Genomic DNA, 20,158 nt, shown 5'->3' on the forward strand with positions numbered 1-20,158 from the left:
CATTAAAAATTTACAAACAATGCCTGATTTTTAGACAAAAAAGGGTATTGTTTGTGTGTATAATATATTTATACATTATAACGTCATACTTTAATTTATTTTGTGTTTATAATAACATAAAAAATCATATATCACATTTTTTTCTTATTAAAGGAATTCAAAAAAATATTGACATTTTTCTAGTCCATATTTATTATATAAGTAAAATATTTCACATTTAATTCTTACTTATGGAATAACATTTTGTATGACCTCAGCACTTTCACATCACATTCATCTATGATGCTGAATTTTGGGTTCCAAGCCTGAAATTCCAGTATACTCCAAAGTTTTTTACACTTCCAAGTTTACTCACACATCATCTTTTGATCTCAGTTACACCACGAATGGAAACTCCATAACCAATTCACTTTTACAATATATATTTACTTTTTTTGGAAATCCATATTGTTACTTTTTGCCACATCTTTGTGGGGAAGAAAGGGGTTTGGTATGAATCGCATGGCTTTGGTTTTTCCGGGACAAGGATCTCAGTATGTAGGGATGGGACCCGCATGGCATAGCGATTTTACTGAAGCGGATCGTTTGTTTGAAGAGGCTACTGATATTTTGGGATATGACCTGAAAGCATTATGCATGGCAGGTCCGATCACCCAATTATCCAGGACATTCTATACTCAGCCCGCACTTTTTACGATCAGCGTCATTGCATTCCGTCGTTATATGCACAAAATCGGAATTATTCCCGAATTTTCAGCAGGTCATAGCCTGGGTGAATATTCAGCACTGGTAAGTAGCGGTGTTCTATCCTTTGGCGACGCTTTACGACTGGTACAAGAGCGGGGAGGCTTCATGGAAGCAGCCGCAGAGGCCGGTCTGGGCAGCATGATTGCCATTCGCGGAGCTGAGTTGAACGCCGTGGAAGAATTCTGTCGTCTGCACTCCACAATCGATCAGCCTGCTGTCATTGCTTGTTACAATTCGCCTAGTCAATATGTCGTCTCTGGTCATCATACATCGGTAGCTATGGTAGCTGGCAAGTTAGAACAGCGGGGGGCCCAAATTACTCGCTTACAGGTTAGTGGTCCTTTTCATAGCCCGCTTATGCAACATGCTGCGGACAGGCTGACCATCGAGCTGCAAAAATACACTTTCCATGAAGCGCAGTGGCCCGTGATCTCCAATGTGACCGCTCTGCCATACCCTGATGTAGACAGCATTCGTCAAGGATTGATTTTGCAAATGACTCACCCGGTTCGATGGATTCAAACCATGCAGTATATGGCGAATCATGGCGTGAAACAAGGCATCGAGTTAGGCCCACGAACGGTGTTGAAAAATTTGGCGAAGGAAATAAACACTACCATCGAAGTGCTGTCTCTGGACAGAGAATTGGATCGCGTTGAACTGGAACGCCGTTTCTCGATCCGTGATTGGGTTGCCCGTTCCCTTTCACTGGCTGTGTCTACCCCTAATGCCAATTGGAATGAAGATGAGTACCTAAAGGGTGTTATTTCACCTATCCGAAGACTGGAAGAATTATTGCGAAACTCAGAATCAGGCAGTAGTCCAACACCTGCTTCTGAGCAAAGACAGGAAATACTGGGGTGTATTTCCTTGGTGTTGCAAACCAAACAGGTCTCCGAAGGAGAGCAGAAAGTAATGCTAGAGCAATTAAGGGGGGATCAGGATGGAACAGTTTCAAACTTTAGTTGAAATCATTCAAGACCGTGCAAGCCGGGATGAGAACGGGATCACCTTTATTTCCGGTGATAAGCAAGAGGAATATGTGTCCTACAGTAAACTTCTGGAGCAAGCATCACAGGTGCTTCATGCATTACAGGAAAAAGGGATACAACCTGGCGATGAGCTGATCATGCAGATCGACGACAATCATACCTTTGTGAATGTATTTTGGGGCTGCCTGCTCGGTGGAATCGTTCCTGTTCCTGTAAGCATCGGGAATAATGATGAACATAAAATGAAACTGTTTAAAATCTGGAATACCCTATCCCGCCCTTATATGATTGCGGATGATAAGGTAATGGAACAACTGGAAAAGTACTCGCACCAGCACGGATTGCTGGATTCCTTTGAGCCTGTTAAAAAAGCAACTTTTTCAAGCCATACATTCGACTATTCCATTGAGGGTAAAGGGGCAGTTCATGCATCCAAACCGGAGGATTTGGCTTTTATCCAATTTTCCTCAGGCTCTACAGGTGATCCTAAAGGAGTCATGTTGACACATGAAAATCTGGTTTACAATATTCGGGATATCGCAAATCAAACAGGCATGAGCTCCAAGGATGCTTATTTGGGTTGGATGCCGCTTACGCATGACCTGGGATTGATCGCCTTTCATTTAACCTGTGTGGTCGCTAATGCCAAGCAGCTGATTATGCCGACGGCACTTTTTATCCGACGCCCGTCTTTATGGCTAAAAAAAGTATCGGAGCACAAGGTGACTCAAATATGCTCTCCCAATTTCGGATATAAATTTTTTCTCGATCAGTACAAACCTGAAACAGCGGATAACTGGGATTTGTCAAGCGTGCGTATGATTTTAAATGGGGCTGAGCCGATATCTGTAGAGCTTTGCCATGTGTTTATGGATGCGATGAGTGTTCACGGTTTGAATAAAAATGCAATGTTGCCTGTCTACGGATTGGCAGAGGCGAGTGTGGGAGTTTCCTCTCCACCTCTGGACAAAAGTACCTTTATACCCATTCATTTGAACCGGCAGCAGTTACACGTGGGTGAACCCATAGAAGAAGTGGACAAGTCCGACAAGCGGTGTCTTACTTTTGTGGATTTGGGGTATCCGATGGCCAGCATCTCTGTCCGCATTTGCGATGAACAAAATCGGGTGCTGGAAGATGGTGTGATTGGACACACGCAAATCCGTGGCAAAAATGTGACCGCTGGATATTACAACAATCCAGAGGCTACTTCGAAGGTCAAAACAGAGGATGGCTGGCTTATCACCGGCGATTTAGGGTTTATGCGGAACGGCCGCCTGACTATTACCGGTAGAGCCAAGGATATCATTTTCGTAAACGGACAGAATGTCTACCCGCATGACATCGAGAGGATTGCCGAGGAACTGGATGGCGTGGATCTCGGGAAAGTAGCTGTGTGCGGTGTACATGATGCGCAGACCAGGCAGGATCGTATTGTTGCCTTTGTGATGCACACGAAAAAGATAGAGCATTTTGTACCGCTTGTCCAAAAGCTGAAAAGCCATCTGAATTACCGGGGAGGCTGGCATATTCAGGATATAGTTCCGATACGGCGTATTCCTAAAACAACCAGTGGAAAGGTTCAGCGCTTCAAATTAGCCCAGAGTTATGAGCAGGGCGAATTTAATGAGATATTGACAGCACTGGCTGAGGCCACTCAAACCGTGCAAGCAGCTGAGCGTGCAGTCTTGCCTCAAGGAGAGATAGAACAGAAGCTGATTGGAATCTGCCAGGATATTTTAAATGTAAAATCGATCGGGACGGACGATAGTTACTTTGATATCGGAGTGACCTCCTTGCAGCTCGTTCAAATTGTGGACGTGTTGGAGGATCAATTAGGGATTCATATTGAGGTGACGGACTTCTTTTCCTATCCGACCATCGCCAAGCTTGCTGCATATATCTCTAGTCAGGGCATGAGCAGGGATCCGGCTGCAACAGCACAGTCCGAGGCCAAGGAGGAAGCAAATGTCCGGGATATCGCCATCATCGGCATGTCAGGCAAGTTTCCTCAAGCGGAAACATTGGAGCAGTTTTGGGCGAATGTGGCATCAGGGGCTGACAATATCGGCCCGTACAGCGATGAAAGAAGAAAAGATGCCGAAGATTTCATTTCCCGTCTGAATACGAAAGGACGGAATATGCAAATTGCAGAAGGCGGCTATCTGGATGAAGTAGACAAGTTCGATTACTCCTTCTTTAAGCTGACTCCACGGGAAGCCTCACTCATGGACCCGAATCAACGGTTATTTCTCCAAACAGCCTGGAGCACGATTGAGGATGCAGGGTATGGGGGGAAGCAACTGGCAGGCCAAAAGGTCGGCGTGTATGTTGGCTTCTCCAAAACCAGCTTCGAATACGAGCGTTTGTTGTCCGAGGTGGAACCAGGCGCGCTGCCGAACTTTGCCATTGGTAATTTATCATCCATTATTTCCAGCAGGATTGCCTATTTGCTCGATCTAAAAGGTCCGGCGCTAACAATTGATACAGCATGCTCTTCATCACTCGTGGCAGTGCATTTGGCCTGCAAATCCATCCTTAGCGGAGACTGCGACATGGCCTTGGCAGGTGGAGTGAAGACCATTTTGCTGCCGCTGAAAGCGGGCATTGGCATGGAATCCTCCGATGATCGAGCACGCGCCTTCGACGACCAGTCGGACGGAACAGGCTGGGGTGAGGGAGTTGGAGCCGTTTTACTGAAGCCGCTGCGCAAAGCGGAACAAGACGGTGACAACATTTTAGCCGTGATCAAGGGAAGTGCTATCAATCAGGACGGCAGCACGATTGGTATTTCCGCGCCGAATGCGCTGGCTCAGGCAGAAGTGATTTCGCAGGCGTGGCGCGATGCACGGATTGATCCTGAAACGATAAGTTATATCGAAGCACATGGCACCGGAACCAAGCTGGGCGATCCGGTTGAGATTGACGGCATTACCAAGGCTTTCCGCAAGTATACACAGCGTAAGCAGTTTGTGGTAATCAGCACGGTCAAAACGAATATCGGTCATTTATACGAAGCCGCCGGAATTGCGGGCTTGATCAAATCCGTACTGTCCATGAAGCATCAACAGATTGCGCCGCTCGTTCATTTTCGCACGCCAAACAAGAAGATCCATTTCGAGGAATCTCCGGTATATGCCAATATGAAGCTGAGGGAATGGAAGACGAACGGCTTCCCGAGAAGAAGCGGGCTGAGTTCCTTTGGATTCAGCGGGACAAACTGCCATGTGGTACTGGAGGAATATATTGCAAAGACGGAATCGGATAAATCCTCCACGGGCAGCAATAATGGATCATCACCGCTGCTGCTGACCCTGTCAGCGCGGAGTGAATCCGCTTTACGCGAGCTGGTCGGGCGGTACGCAGAACGGTTTAGACGGGCGGAAGAACTCGTGATGAAGGATGTATGCTATACGGCTAACACGGGAAGAAGCCACCTGAATCACCGGATTGCGGTGACTGCGGCAGGAGCAGATGCGCTGAAAGCAAAGGTGCTTCAGTTGCACGAACAAGGCAGAGCCGTCGATGGTGTATACACCGGGAAAGCGGATAGCGCTGGTGGCACAGAGACGGTCACTGGAAGCTTGGACACGTTGCAATCACTGGAGCAACTGGCTGCCAAGTATGTGCAAGGAGCGCAGATCGATTGGAATGCCCTCTATGCAGGTAAGCACTATAAAAAGGTTTCTCTGCCTACGTATCCATTCGAACGGAAAAGATGCTGGATTAACGTACCCGAACAGGTTCGAACGGAACAGAAGGTACCAGTTCATGAAAACTCAACAATAAAGGAGTCTGGAATTATGGGGAACGAGTATTTAGCGCCAGCATCTGCTACCGACCAGCACAAATCATCTATTCTTCAAAAGTTAGCGAAAATGATCGGTAACGTGTCCCAACTCAGCCTGGAGGAACTGGAGCCACAAACACATTTTCTGGAGCTTGGGCTGGATTCCATTAATTTGTCCCAGGTTCGCCACAGTATCAAGGATACCTTCGGACTGGACATTCCAATGAACGAATTTTTCGAATCGTTGACCACGCTGGAGCTGTTGGCAAGCTACGTAGCCGAGCGGGTGAGCATTTTCACTTCTGCTGAAACCCCGGTTCAATCTGTGGAAAATCGTCCAGAAACAACTCTGAATCAGGCAGCTTTCCCGCTAACCCAACCGTCTCATGAATCCGCTGTTCCGGCTGCGGCATCCGTTTATGCCATAGACACGGCTGGGCAAACACGAGCTCAAAGCTTTCCAATCGCTACAGCTCCTGCGGCTGTAGAGCGAATTTTGGAGCAACAGCTACATCTGATGTCACAGCAGCTCGATGTTCTCCGGCATCAGCCATCTGCATCCGTAATAGCTTCCGAGCCATTTAACCCGGAAACGAGCGTTTTGCTATCGGCAAGTAGTGAAAGTCCGCATATCATCCGTACCGAATCCAAGCAGAAAGTCGCGGCTGCATTAGCACCAGCTTCATCCGTAAAGGCTGTTTTCAAGCAGACAGGCAATGAAGCCAAGCCGTATACGCCTTATAAAAAGCTGGATGTTAAAGCACGTGAATTGCTTTCGCTCCGTCAGGAACAACACCTGCAAGAGCTGATTGAGCGCTACACGACCCGTACGCGTAGCACCAAACAGTACACCCAGCAGTATCGCTCCGTATACGCCAATAACCGCAATGTGGCTGGTTTCCGGCCTGTTTTGAAGGAAATGGTGTATCAAATTGTATCCCAACGCGCCGATGGTTCAAAAATTTGGGATCTGGACGGCAATGAATATGTCGACTTGACGATGGGTTTTGGTGTGAATCTGTTCGGACACAATCCAGCCTTTATTCGTGAAAAAATTGAGGAAGAGCTGAAGAACGGCATGTGTATCGGCCCCATGTCCAACATGGCTGGGCAAGTCGCCGAGCGAATATGCAAGATGACCGGTGTGGAACGGATTGCCCTGTATAATTCCGGCACGGAGGCCGTCATGGTCGCGCTCCGTTTGGCACGTGCTGCCACTGGACGAGCTAAAGTCGTCCTTTTTGCTGGCTCGTATCACGGTACATTCGACGGGGTGCTGGCACTGGGGAGCGCGGGTGATGACAAGGAGCATTCGACGCCTCTCGCTCCAGGTATCTTGCAGCATATGGTCGACGATATCGTCGTGCTTCATTATGGAGCGGACGAATCGCTGGATTATATCCGCACCCATGCGCATGAGCTGGCCGCGGTTGTCGTGGAGCCGGTGCAAAGCCGCCGTCCAGATTTTCAGCCTAAAGCTTTTTTGCAGGAAATTCGCCAGATAACGGAGCAGTCGGGTACTGCCTTCATTTTTGATGAAGTCATCACAGGCTTCCGGATTCAGCCCGGAGGGGCCCAAGCGTGGTTTGGGGTGCAAGCCGACCTCGTGACCTACGGTAAAATCATTGGCGGCGGACTGCCCATCGGCATCGTAGCCGGAAAAGCCGCCTTTATGAACGGGATCGACGGAGGCACGTGGAGCTTTGGGGACGATTCCTATCCGCAGCATGAGCAGCAGCGAACCTTTGTGGCAGGAACCTTCTGCCATCATCCGCTGGCAATGGCTGCATCCTTAGCGGTGCTGGATCATTTGGAGAAACATGGCGAGCAACTGCAAAATCGCTTGAACAGCCGCACCTCGGCGTTAGCTGCGGAGCTGAACAGCTATTTCACTGACGAACGCGTACCTATGAAGGTCGTTCACTTTGGCTCCCTATTCCGCTTCGTGCTCAAAGGCGATCTGGAGCTGTTCTTTTATCACATGCTGGACAAAGGCATCTATATCTGGGAGGGACGAAACTGCTTCTTGTCCACGGCCCATACCGAGGAAGATATTGCGCGAATCGTACAAGCGGTCAAGGATAGCGTGAACGAGCTGCGTAAAGGGGGATTTTTACCGGCCCCGCCCCCGAATGGAAACGGCCCAGGGCCGGGCAAGCAAACTGTACCTGTAACTGTACCTCCAGAAGCTGAAGCAGTGAGTGTTCCAGAAACCGTAATTGCGCTGACTCCTGATCAAAAGCAGCTTTGGTTCGCCTCTGTTTCAGAACGAAGTGACTCTCAATCTTTACACGAAACCGCCTTGTTGCGGTTTCGTGGTCCACTTCAGCAGGAGGAGTTCAACCGGGCTGTCCAGACCATCGTAAACCGGCATGAAGCCTTACATACCTTTATGAGTGGTGATGGGGAAACTCAGGTGATCGCTCCTGTGATGAAAGTGGAAGTTCCGCTTCATGATTTTACCAGTCACCACCCAAATGAACAGGAACAACATATCCGGGCATGGATGATCCAGGACAGCGAAACCCCGTTTGCCATGACGCCAGGAGATCCGTTATTCCGAATCCATCTGCTGAAAATATCAGATGAGGAGCATCTGAGTGTCTTTACGTTCCATCATTTTATCGCGGATGGCTGGTCGATTGGTGTATTCATTCAGGAACTGGAACACATCTATTCTGCGCTTGTCCGAAATGCTGACTACAACCTTCCCGATCCAGTACCTTTTCGGAATTACGTTGTTTGGCAGCAGGATCAATTGAAAGCCGGGAAAGAAGGGCCCCTTACTTTTTGGTCAGCAGTGCTGGAAAATCATCCGCCTGTCCTCAATCTACCATCTCCGGTGAGGGGAATACAGATTCCGTCTTCTAGCGGAAGCAGACATACTGTAATGCTCGAAGCGCCGCTCGTTAAACAATTGAGATCCGCCAGCATAAAGCTTGGCACCAGTCTTTTTATAACACTGCTATCCGCCTTTCAGATTTTTCTGCATCGCCTGACAGGGCAGCAGGAAGTAACGGTGGGGGTTCCTACTGCAGGACAATCCCATATGGACGCCTTCTCCCTGATCGGCAACTGTGTCAACTTACTGCCAGTGATCAGCGAAGTGCGTCCTGATGCTACTTTTACAGAGCATGCCCAAACGGTCAAAAAGCGCATGAATGAACTGGACAGCTTCCAAAAGTACAGCTTTGCCGGACTCGCTCAGCTGGGGCTAAAGAATTTGCCTGTCATTAACGCTGTATTCAATATGGATCGACCGATTCCGCGTTTTCAATTCCATGGAATGGAAGCAGAACTCATTGAGAATGAGGTATCATTCAGCAAATATGAGTTGTTTTTGAACGTGACAGAGGCACAGAAGCAATTACGTCTTGATTTTGACTACAATTCGGATCTTTTTCAGCAAAACATCATCGAAGCTTGGTCAGGGTATTTCCTGAATCTGCTGCATTCCATTGTAGAGGAAGAAGGGGCTCGCGTTTCCGCGATGTCTTTACTTCGTGCGTCAGAGAACGAACAACTTCGAGCTGCATGGGCAGCAAATACCGATGCCAACGGAAACTATCTTTGCGTTCTCGATGCCTACAAGCATTTGGCACCTGTCGGGACAGCAGGGGAGGTGTATCAAGCCTCAGTAGCAGGCCTGTTGGGAACGACCCGGGAATGGGCTTACGTGGAAAACGATGGCAAGCTGCAGCATATTGGCAATTTGAATCGGACTATCCACATTCGCGGACATCAGGTTAATCTGGAGCAGTTGGAGAAACACCTGCTGCAAATATTAAAATTGGAGTCCTGCGTCATTACACCACAAACGGACGAAGCTGGAAAAGTCTCATATATAACCGCCTATGTGGTCGCAAACGCATCGAAGCCTTGGGAAGAAAACGCACTAAAAAAGGCTGCAATCGAAATTCTTCCAGATTATACGCAGCCCCGTTTTTGGATTCCTATGGATCATATTCCTCTTCTGCCGGATGGTCAGCCTGATCTACAGGCTCTACCAGCGCCAGAACGAGCAAGTGTATTCGCTAAAACAGACGTCGCTTCTGAGAACCACGGCGTAGAAGATCAGCTCGTGAACATTTGGATGAACGTTCTGAATGTAACGGATATCAGCTATGACGATAACTTTTTTCAACTGGGCGGTGATTCGCTAAAAGCGACGGTCATTCTGTCGAGAGTCAACAAGGAATTGGGTGTACACATTCCACTCAGCCACATTTTTGAGCTGCAAACGATTGCTGAGCTGGCTACATATATTGCGGGTGGAACAAAGCAGACCTATGAACCGATTGTATCTGTAAAATCGCAGGCCTTTTATCCGGTGTCTTCTTCCCAAAAGAGAATGTACGTGCTGGATCAAATGGGAGGCGGAACGGCCTATCATATACCCGGTCAGCTTTTCATAGAGGGAAATCTGGAGGTCCCCCGCTTTGTTGAAGCCGTTAAGGAAGTTATTTTACGACATGAATCCTTTCGGACGTATTTCGATCTGGAAGACGGGGAAGTAGTACAAAAAGTTCGGGACACGATTCCATTCGACATCCCCTATACCCGTATTTCCAAAGAAGAAGCAAAACAGGCTCGGGCCTTGTTTGTTCAGCCTTTTCATCTGGGAACAGCTCCTTTATTCCGTGCCGAACTGTACGAATTTATCGAAGGTGGCTTCATACTGCTAGTGGATATGCATCATATTGTGTCCGATGGTTTCTCCATGGCCGTGCTGCTGGATGAAATCATTCAACGGTATCAGGGCAGACAGCTTGCGAACATTCAGCTTCATTACAAGGACTTTGTTGCTTGGCAGAAGCAGCAGATCAATGACGACGCATGGCAAGCGCATGAATCATATTGGCTCCAGACCTTGAATGGCGAGCTTCCTGTACTGAATATGCCTACGGACTTTTCACGTCCGCAAGCACAAAGTTTTGAAGGTGACAGCTTGACCGTTACATTGGAATCCAAACTTACTAACACACTCTACAAATTGGCCCAAGATACCGAATCTACGATCTTTATGGTACTTTTGGCAGCTTATAATGTCCTGCTGGGCAAATATTCTAGTCAAGAGGATATTATCGTGGGTACACCTGTTGCCGGAAGACGGCATGTGGATACTCAAGCGATGATTGGCATGTTTGTCAATACGCTGGTTCTTCGCAATCATCCGCAATCTTCTTTAACGTTCCAATCCTTTTTGCAGGAGGTTAAGCAAAATTCGCTGCTGGCACTGGAGCATCAGGAATACCCGTTTGATGAGCTTGTAGACAAGCTGGAACTGGTACGGGACGTAAGTCGAAACCCGGTGTTCGATACGATGTTCAGTCTGCAAAATGTCGGCACAGATGTTTTGGAAACAGGAGGCATTCGTTTTAAACCGGAAGAATTCAACGCGGGCATATCCAAGGTGGATTTTTCATTGCATGTGACTGAAGAAAAAGGACGTTTGTCCTTCACTTTGGAGTATGGCACGAAGCTGTTTAAACTGGAGACCATCCGACGGCTGGCAGAGCATTTTGTGCGAATTTTGGAAACAGTGACGCAGGATGTCGGGGTGCAGTTGGCTGATATTACGATCGTATCTGATGAAGAGAAGCAATTGCTGCTGACCGGATTTAACGATACCGTCGTACCTTTTCCGACAGATGAGACGATCCACGGACGATTTGAAAAGCAGGTTGCAATGACCCCGGAGAACATAGCATTTGTATTTAGGGATCAGAGCTTGACTTACCTAGAACTGAATGAGCGGGCTAATTCACTGGCACGAGTGCTTCGTGAAAATGGCGTTGGTCCTGACAAGCCCGTAGGTCTGATGTTGCAACGTTCGACAGAACTGATCGTTGGTATGATAGCTATACTGAAAGCAGGCGGTTGCTATGTGCCGATTGATCCTGAATTTCCACCAGCCCGTATTAGATACATGTTTGAAGACAGCGAGGCGACTGTAGTTTTGACCCATCGTAAACTGGTAGAAGAGAATAGCTACAAAACAAAAATGCTTTTTTTAGAAGATGAGGAATTATATCAGAGAGAGAAGTCGAACCTGGAAGCGAATGTTCAATCAGAGAACCTAGCTTATGTTATTTATACTTCAGGGTCGACCGGGCATCCAAAAGGGGTCATGCTTCAGCATAGTTCCGTTATGAACTTTATCACAGCAATGCATGAATTGATTGATTTTAAGCCTGACAAAAGGATTCTGTCGCTGACTACTATTTCTTTCGATATTTTTGTGGTTGAGACGATATTGCCGCTGCTAAACGGAATGACCTTTGTACTGGGTGATCGCCATCATCAAGTTGATCCACAGACACTTGGGGAATTAATTGTTGCTCAGCATATAGATTTGCTACAAATGACACCCTCTCGCCTTAAAATGTTACTCAGCAGTGAATCGGGAATGCACGCACTACAAGGTATAAAGGAGATTATTCTTGGGGGCGAGGCGCTTGCGCCTACGTTACTGAAGAAATTGCAACAAATTAAAGGGCTGCGTATCTACAATATGTACGGACCTTCGGAATCAACTGTATTTTCATCAGCTAGGGAACTGACAGGTGCTAAACATATTGATATCGGGTCCCCCGTTGCCAATACGCAAATGTATATCCTTGATGGACAGGGTGCATTACAGCCAATTGGAATCCCTGGTGAGCTATGCATTGCAGGGGAAGGATTGGCTCGTGGCTATTGGAATCGCGCGGAACTGACGGCGGACAAATTTGTAGATAATCCATTTTCAACAGGAACACGAATGTACAGAACGGGCGATCTCGCCCGCTGGAAAGCGGATGGAAATCTGGAGTTTATCGGCCGAATCGACCATCAGGTGAAAGTACGTGGATTCCGGATTGAGCTGGGTGAGGTTGAAAATGCTTTGATTAGCCATTCTGCAATTCGAGAGGCTGTCGTCACTGTAAATCAAAGCAAAGATCATGAATCCGTCTTGTGTGCCTACATTGTACTGCATACAGAAGAAACACCAAGCTTAACCGTAATTCATGAGCATGCCGCCAAGTTGCTTCCGTATTACTCGGTACCGTCTTACTTTGTGTTTCTGGATCGTATACCGTTGACTCCGAATGGAAAAATCGATCGGAAGGCGCTGCCAGCACCGGAAGGTAATATACAAAGAGGGACAGAATATATTGCCCCACGGACGTGGTTGGAAGCGAAACTATCGGTAATCTGGCAGGACGTGTTGGGTTTGATGCAAGTCGGCGTGAAGGAAAACTTCTTTGAAATTGGCGGACACTCTCTACGGGCAATGACGTTGGTCTTGAGGATTTACAAAGAATTGAACAAACCAATTCCTCTACGTAGCATTTTTTACGCACCGACGATTGAACAGCTGGCAGTGGTGATTGAAAATCTGAACGAGGTGGCGTATGCATCTATTTTAGCGGCGGAAGAGCGTCCCTTTTATACCTTGTCTTCTGCACAAAAACGAATGTATATATTGCATCGGATTGATCCGGGTGATGTGAGCTACAACATGCCCGCAGTACTCCAGGTGAGCGGACCGCTGGATGTAAGACGGGTAGAGGCAGCATTTCGGCAGTTAATCTCACGCCACGAGGCCTTCCGCACGAGTTTTGAAATGGTGAACAATGAGCCTGTGCAGCGGATTCAGGAAAGGGTACCTTTTGAGGTGGAGTACGCCAAGGTACAGGAAAAACAGGCAGGGACAGACGCACTTGCATTTGAGACAGAAATAGAAAAATGGGTTAGCAATTTTGTAAATCCATTCGATCTGCAAGCTGCTCCACTGTTACGGGTAGCCTTACTGGATCTTAACGGAGAGGGGACAGAAGAAACACAGCATCTGCTAATGATCGACATGCACCACATTATCTCGGACGGTGTGTCGACGAGTGTGTTGACCCGCGAATTTGTTCGCTTATATAGCGGTGAGAAGTTACCTCCGCTACGGATCCAATACAAAGACTATGCCGTATGGCAGCAAAGTGAAGCGCAAAAGGATTGGATGAAACGTCAGGAAGCATATTGGCTGGATACCTTCCGGAGTGAGTTACCCGTACTGAATCTGCCAACTGATTTTGCCCGTCCGGCAGTACGAAGTACGGCAGGCGATACAGTGGTATTCAGACTGGAACGCGAAGTCAGCGAGCGCTTGAAAGAGCTGGCGGCGCAGACAGGTTCAACGCTGTACATGGTGCTACTTGCAGCCTATACAGCACTGCTGCATCAGTATACTGGACAGGAAGATATCATTGTCGGGACGGCCGCATGCCGATCTGGAGCCGATCATCGGGATGTTTGTTGGCACACTGGCAATGCGCAATTATCCAACCGCTAAGCAAACGTTCCGAAGCTATGTGGAAGACGTGAAAACCCAAGCTTTGCAAGCCTACGAGCATCAGGATTATCCATTTGAAGAACTGGTGGACAAGCTAAATGTGAAACGGGATATGGGCCGTAATCCGTTGTTCGACACTATGTTTATACTGCAAAATACCGAAGAAGGCGAGCTGAAACTGGAGGATATCCGTTTCCGTCCATACGACATGGAGCAGGCTCCGGTGAAATTTGACTTAATGCTGGAAGCGAGCGAGGAAGAAGAAGGTATTCGGTTCGAATTGCAGTATGCAACATCGTTGTATGAGCGGAAAACGATTGAACAGATTACGCGTCATTTTATACGATTGTCTGAGGCTATTGTGGTGAATCCTGATATTAAACTGGGGGAGCTGGAATGGATCACAGAGGTAGAAACAGTGCATGTGCTGAGAGTGCATCAAGAGCGTCAGAAAGCTTCGCGTTACTGGAGCGCATATCTAGACGGGTATGAAGAAGCTTGCTGTTTGCCACAGGCTAAAACTCAGAGTAGAGCAGAGTGTCAAACGGAGCATTTTAACGTAGCTTTAAGTCCGAGTCTGATGAGCGGGATTCAGCAAATCTCCAACCGCTATCAGGTGAATCAGAGCACGCTGATTCAGACGGTGTGGGGCATTTTGCTTCAAAAATATAACGACACGGATGATGTAGTGTTTGGTAGTACGCTGTCCGGAAATGAGGGTGATATTCCAAATAAGGAGCGTATGCTCAGCTTGATTTTGAATACACTCCCTGTACGTATTACCAGTAGTGAGAACAACTCGTTCTGGGAAGTAATGAAACAAACCCAGAAGCAATCAGTGGCTTCTAGTAAATATGATGCTTTTTCACTATATGAAATTCAGAAACTCTCAGAACTTAAGCAAAATTTAATTAATCATATACTCATTTTTGAAAATGACTGGGTGGAGGAACAGTCTGGGCAACTAGGTGATGATATAGAGTCCCACTTTAGCATTACGGGGGTTGAGTCGGTCGAACAGTCCAACTATGATTTTAACCTGGTAGTTTTTTCAGGGAAAAAACCCCGAATGAGCTTTAGTTACAACGCACTTGTGTTTGATCGAGAAAGTATAAAGCAAATTTATGGACACTTGGTGCACCTACTAGAACAAGTTGTGGTTAACCCGGGCATTCAAGTGCATGAAATGAAAGCGATGACCGAACAGGAGTGCAAGCAAATCCTTGTTGGTTGTGGAGATATGGCAATAGAATATCCAAATAAACAGACGATTCACGGTTTGTTCGAAGCTCAAGTTTTACAAACACCAGAGCAAGTAGCACTATTTTTCGAAGGGGAGCAGTTGACATACCTAGAGATGAATGAACGCGCTAACTCACTGGCACGGGTACTTCAAGCGCACGGTGTAGGACCCGACAAGCTGGTTGGCCTGATGGTACAGCGTTCGGCGGAGATGATCATCGGTCTGCTGGCCGTGTTAAAAGCGGGTGGTGCTTATGTGCCGATCGACCCTGAATATCCGTCAGCCCGTATTGAATATATGCTGAATGACAGTGAGGCCGCCGTACTTCTGACCAGTCGCGATCTGGTAGGAGAACACCATTACAGCGCCAACACTCTGTTTATCGAAGATGAGGAAGTATATCAAGGGGAAAAGACCAATCTGGAAGCCACTGCCCAGCCGGAGCATCTGGCTTACGTTATTTATACTTCTGGTTCAACCGGAAATCCTAAGGGCGTTATGCTCCAGCATCGCTCGGTGCTGAACTTTATTACAGGAATGCGCGAAGTGATCGACTTTGCAGCGGACAAAACGATTCTATCGTTAACCACCATTTCGTTCGATATTTTCGTATTGGAAACGATCCTGCCGTTGCTGGGCGGAATGACCGTTATACTTGGTGACCACCGTCATCAGGTCAATCCTCAGGCACTTGGCGAGCTGATTACAGCACATCACATTGACATGCTGCAAATGACGCCATCCCGGCTGCAAATGCTGCTGGGTCATGAGGAAGGCTCTCGTGCGCTCCAAGGTGTACAGGAAATTATGGTGGGGGGAGAAGCACTTCCACCCAAGCTGCTGGAGGCCTTGCAAAAATTGAACGGTCCCCGCATTTATAACATGTACGGACCTACAGAAACGACGGTGTGGTCGGCAGTACAGGAACTTACCCAGGCCAAACAGATTGACATTGGACGTCCTATCGCGAATACGCAAATTTATGTCATTAACGCAAAGGGTGAATTACAGCCGATCGGTGTACCAGGCGAGCTATGCATTGCAGGGGAAGGTTTGGCCCGTGGCTATTGGAATCGCGCGGAATTGACGGCGGACAAATTTGTAGATAATCCATTTTCAACAGGAACACGAATGTACAAAACCGGGGACCTCGCCCGCTGGAAAGAGGATGGAAACCTGGAGTTTATCGGCCGAATCGACCATCAGGTGAAAATCCGCGGGTATCGAATTGAACTGAGTGAGGTTGAGTCGAAGCTGCTGCAAGTTGATTTTGTACGGGAAGTAACGGTCATTGCTCAAGCAGAAGAAACAGGGCAAAAGCAAATGGTGGCGTACTACGTCGCCGGGCAAGAAATTGGCGCAAGCGAGCTGAGAAGCGAACTGGGCCGAGAGCTGCCAAGCTATATGGTGCCATCATACTTTATACAATTGGAGCAGATGCCATTAAGTCCGAATGGCAAAATCGACCGCAAAGCATTGCCAGCATTGAAAGATAATCTGCAAAGCAGAACGGATTATTTCGCACCGCGAACGCCAATGGAATCGAAGCTGACCCAAATTTGGCAGGATGTATTGGGCCTGAAGCAAGTCGGCGTGAAAGAGAACTTTTTCGAGATTGGTGGACACTCACTGCGGGCAACTACCTTGACTTCAAAGATTCACAAAGAACTGAATAAATCCCTGTCGTTACGCAGTATTTTCGAAGCTCCAACGATTGAACAGCTGGCTGTAGTGATTGAAAGTTTGGAACAGATGAAGTATGCATTGATTCCGGTGACGGAAGAACGAACTTTTTATCCGCTGTCCTCTGCACAAAAGCGGATGTACGTATTGCACCAGCTTGACCCTGACGATGTAAACTACAACATGCCTGCTATGTTCCGGGTAAGCGGCCCGCTGGATGTGAAGCGGATGGAAGAAGTATTCCGTCAATTGATCTCACGCCATTCAACACTCCGTACCCGCTTTGAAATGATAAATAACGAGCCGAAGCAGCAGATTCAGGATACCGTATCGTTCGAGTTGGAGTATGCGAAGGTGCAGGTGGGACATGTCGTAGCTTATACAGCAGCAGATCGACAAACCGATGTGGAAGTGTTACATCGTGATGTAGTGCAGGAACGGTATGCATCGGTGACTGAGCAGCTTGTGAGCAAGGAAGTACAAGAAAAGATCCAAAGCTTTGTACGTCCATTTGATCTGCAAGCCGCTCCGTTACTGCGGGTTGCCCTGATCGATTTGGGCGTACAGGGAATAGAAGAAGAGCCGCAGTATTTGCTGATGCTCGATATGCACCATATCATCTCGGACGGTGTGTCGACGGGCGTGTTGACTCGCGAATTTGCTCGCTTATACAGCGATGAAGAGCTGCCACCGCTACGGATTCAATACAAAGACTATGCCGTATGGCAGCAAAGTGAAGCGCAAAAGGATTGGATGAAACGTCAGGAAGCATATTGGCTCGACACCTTCCGGGGCGGAGTGCCTGTGCTGGATCTGGCAACCGACTTTGCCCGTCCGGCAGTGCAAAGTGCGGCAGGGGATACGATCGAATTTGGACTGGAGCGTGAAGTTAGCGAACGCCTGAAAGAACTGGCTTCGCAAACAGGTTCAACCTTGTATATGGTGCTGCTGGCGGCGTACACTACGCTCTTGCATAAATACACAGGCCAAGAAGATATCGTAGTTGGAACGCCGTTTGCTGGAAGACCGCATGCGGAACTGGAGAGCCTGGTAGGTGTCTTCATCAACACGCTGGCGATCCGCAATTATCCGTCTGGCGACAAATCGTTCCTGGATTATCTGCAAGAGGTGAAGGAGCATGCGCTCAGTGCTTATGAGCATCAGGACTATCCTTTTGAAGAGCTGGTTGAAAAGCTGAATTTAACACGGGATACGAGCCGGAATGCGCTGTTTGACACGATGTTTGAGTTGAAAACATTGGAGCAGCAGGAGTTCGAGTTGGAAGGTCTGACCTTGAATTCGTACCCGTTAGGAAATACTACGGCCAAATTGGATCTGTCCTTGGAGACCATGGAGCAGCCGGAGGGGATTGTGTGCAGTCTGGAATACAGCACGGCGCTCTATAAGCCGGAGACTATCGCCCGAATGGCGCAGCATTTTACGGAGATCGTCCGAGCTATTGCGTATCATCCGCAGCAGTCACTGGCAACTTTGAATATGGTAACCGTCGAGGAAAAAGAACAACTCATCTACGGTTTTGGAGAAGTGGGAGTAAGAGATGTTGCTGCAGTTGAAGCAGGAGCCCTGTTCCATACCTTCGTAGAAGAACAGGCTCAGCTTGTACCGGATCATATGGCGGTGGTGTATGAGGAGCAGCAGTTGACGTACCGCATACTGAACGAGCGTGCGAACCAATTGGCTCGGAGATTGCGGAATGAAGGCGTTGGACGCGAGTCAATTGTCGGCATTTTGAGTGAACGCTCCATGGATATGCTGGTCGGCGTATTGGCGGTGTGGAAGGCTGGCGGCGCATATGTGCCACTGGATGCGGATTATCCGTCCGAACGCATTCGTTTCATGCTGGAGAATAGTGGTGCGACGGTACTGTTAACACAAACGGGATTGCAGGAGCAAGCACAGGCATGGCTGGAGGAAAGCAAGCAGTCCTTGACCAGGGGTAAGACTGAGGGTGAGTTGGAAACAGCGACTGGCGCCGAAACGATGGAATCAGGTGCTCTTCATGGAACTGTGAATGGAGCAGCAGATTCGCCAACTGACAGCGAAGCAGCATCCCAATCCGTAGCAAACTTACGTTTGCACACCGTACTAGCATTGGACGACGAATCACTGTACACCGGGGATGCCACGAATATCGAGCCGATCAATGAGCCGCAGGATCTGGCGTATGTAATCTATACGTCCGGTACGACGGGACGTCCGAAGGGCGTCATGATCGAACATCGCAGCTTGGTGAATACAGCTGCGGCGTATCGTCGGGATTATCGCCTGAACCAATTCCCAGTCCGACTCCTGCAACTGGCAAGCTTCTCCTTCGACGTATTCGTCGGGGATATCGCGCGGACGCTTTATAACGGCGGCACGATGGTCATTTGTCCGAAAGACGACCGGATTGATTTCAGCCGTCTGTATGGCTGGATTCGCGATTGCCAGATTACGGTGTTCGAATCCACACCGGCCCTGATCGTACCGTTTATGCAGCATGTGCATGAACAGGAGCTGAACATGAGCAGTCTGGAGCTGCTGATCACGAGCTCGGATAGTTGCAGCGTGACGGACTACCGAGTGCTGCAAGAACGGTTTGGTGCAGATATCCGCATCATTAATAGTTATGGCGTAACAGAAGCGGCGATTGACTCCAGCTTCTACGACGAAGAATTGTTGAAGCTGCCAAGCAGCGGCCATGTGCCGATTGGGCAGGCGTGGCTGAACGCACGCTTCTACATTGTGGACAGCCAGCTGAATCCGGTGCCGATCGGTGTACTGGGCGAGCTGTGCATTGGCGGAGCCGGGGTGGCACGGGGATATCTGAATCGTGCAGACCTGACGGCCGAGAAATTCGTAGCGAACCCGTACGTGCCGGGTGAACGACTGTACCGCACCGGCGATTTGGCGCGGTGGATGCCGGACGGCCATGTGGACTTTATCGGCCGGATGGATGATCAGGTTAAAATCCGGGGCTTCCGGATTGAACTCGGCGAGGTAGAAGCGCAGCTGCTGACTGTGGATGGCATTCAGAAAGCGATAGTCACCGCCTGGGAAAACGAAAACGGAGACAAGGATTTGTGTGCATATGTCGTAGCTTCCGAGGCGCTGAATTTGCCGGAGCTGCGCAGCATACTCCAGCCAAAACTGCCGGGCTATATGATCCCGACATATGTCGTACAACTGGATCGTTTCCCGCTGACACCGAATGGCAAAATCGACCGCAAAGCATTGCCAGCATTGGAAGATAATCTGCAAAGCAGAACGGATTATTTCGCACCGCGAACGCCAATGGAATCGAAGCTGACCCAAATTTGGCAGGATGTATTGGGCCTGAAGCAAGTCGGCGTGAAAGAGAACTTTTTCGAGAT

General features: G+C 48.4%; 2 protein-coding genes and 1 pseudogene. All 3 read left to right on the plus strand.

Annotated elements, in window-relative coordinates:
- Nucleotides 1-492 precede the first annotated feature (492 nt).
- Complete coding sequence (gene fabD / locus WA407_RS23400) at nt 493-1,716, plus strand: ACP S-malonyltransferase (RefSeq protein ID WP_336078511.1); 1,224 nt, start codon at nt 493-495, stop codon at nt 1,714-1,716.
- A pseudogene (locus tag WA407_RS23405) lies at nt 1,691-16,829 on the plus strand (amino acid adenylation domain-containing protein); the annotation flags it as partial. The gene fabD and the pseudogene WA407_RS23405, both read left to right, overlap by 26 nt.
- 93 nt (nt 16,830-16,922) lie before the next feature.
- Nucleotides 16,923-20,158 (plus strand): non-ribosomal peptide synthetase (locus WA407_RS26825; protein ID WP_442952053.1); only part of this gene is annotated, 3,236 nt, incomplete at its 3' end.

The organism is Paenibacillus sp. 203, assembly GCF_037027525.1.
GTDB classification, from domain to species: Bacteria; Bacillota; Bacilli; order Paenibacillales; family Paenibacillaceae; genus Paenibacillus; species Paenibacillus polymyxa_B.

Coding starts and splice junctions, on each gene's coding strand:
- fabD (WP_336078511.1), top strand. CDS start 493: ATGAATCGCATGGCTTTGGTTTTTCCGGGACAAGGATCTCAGTATGTA.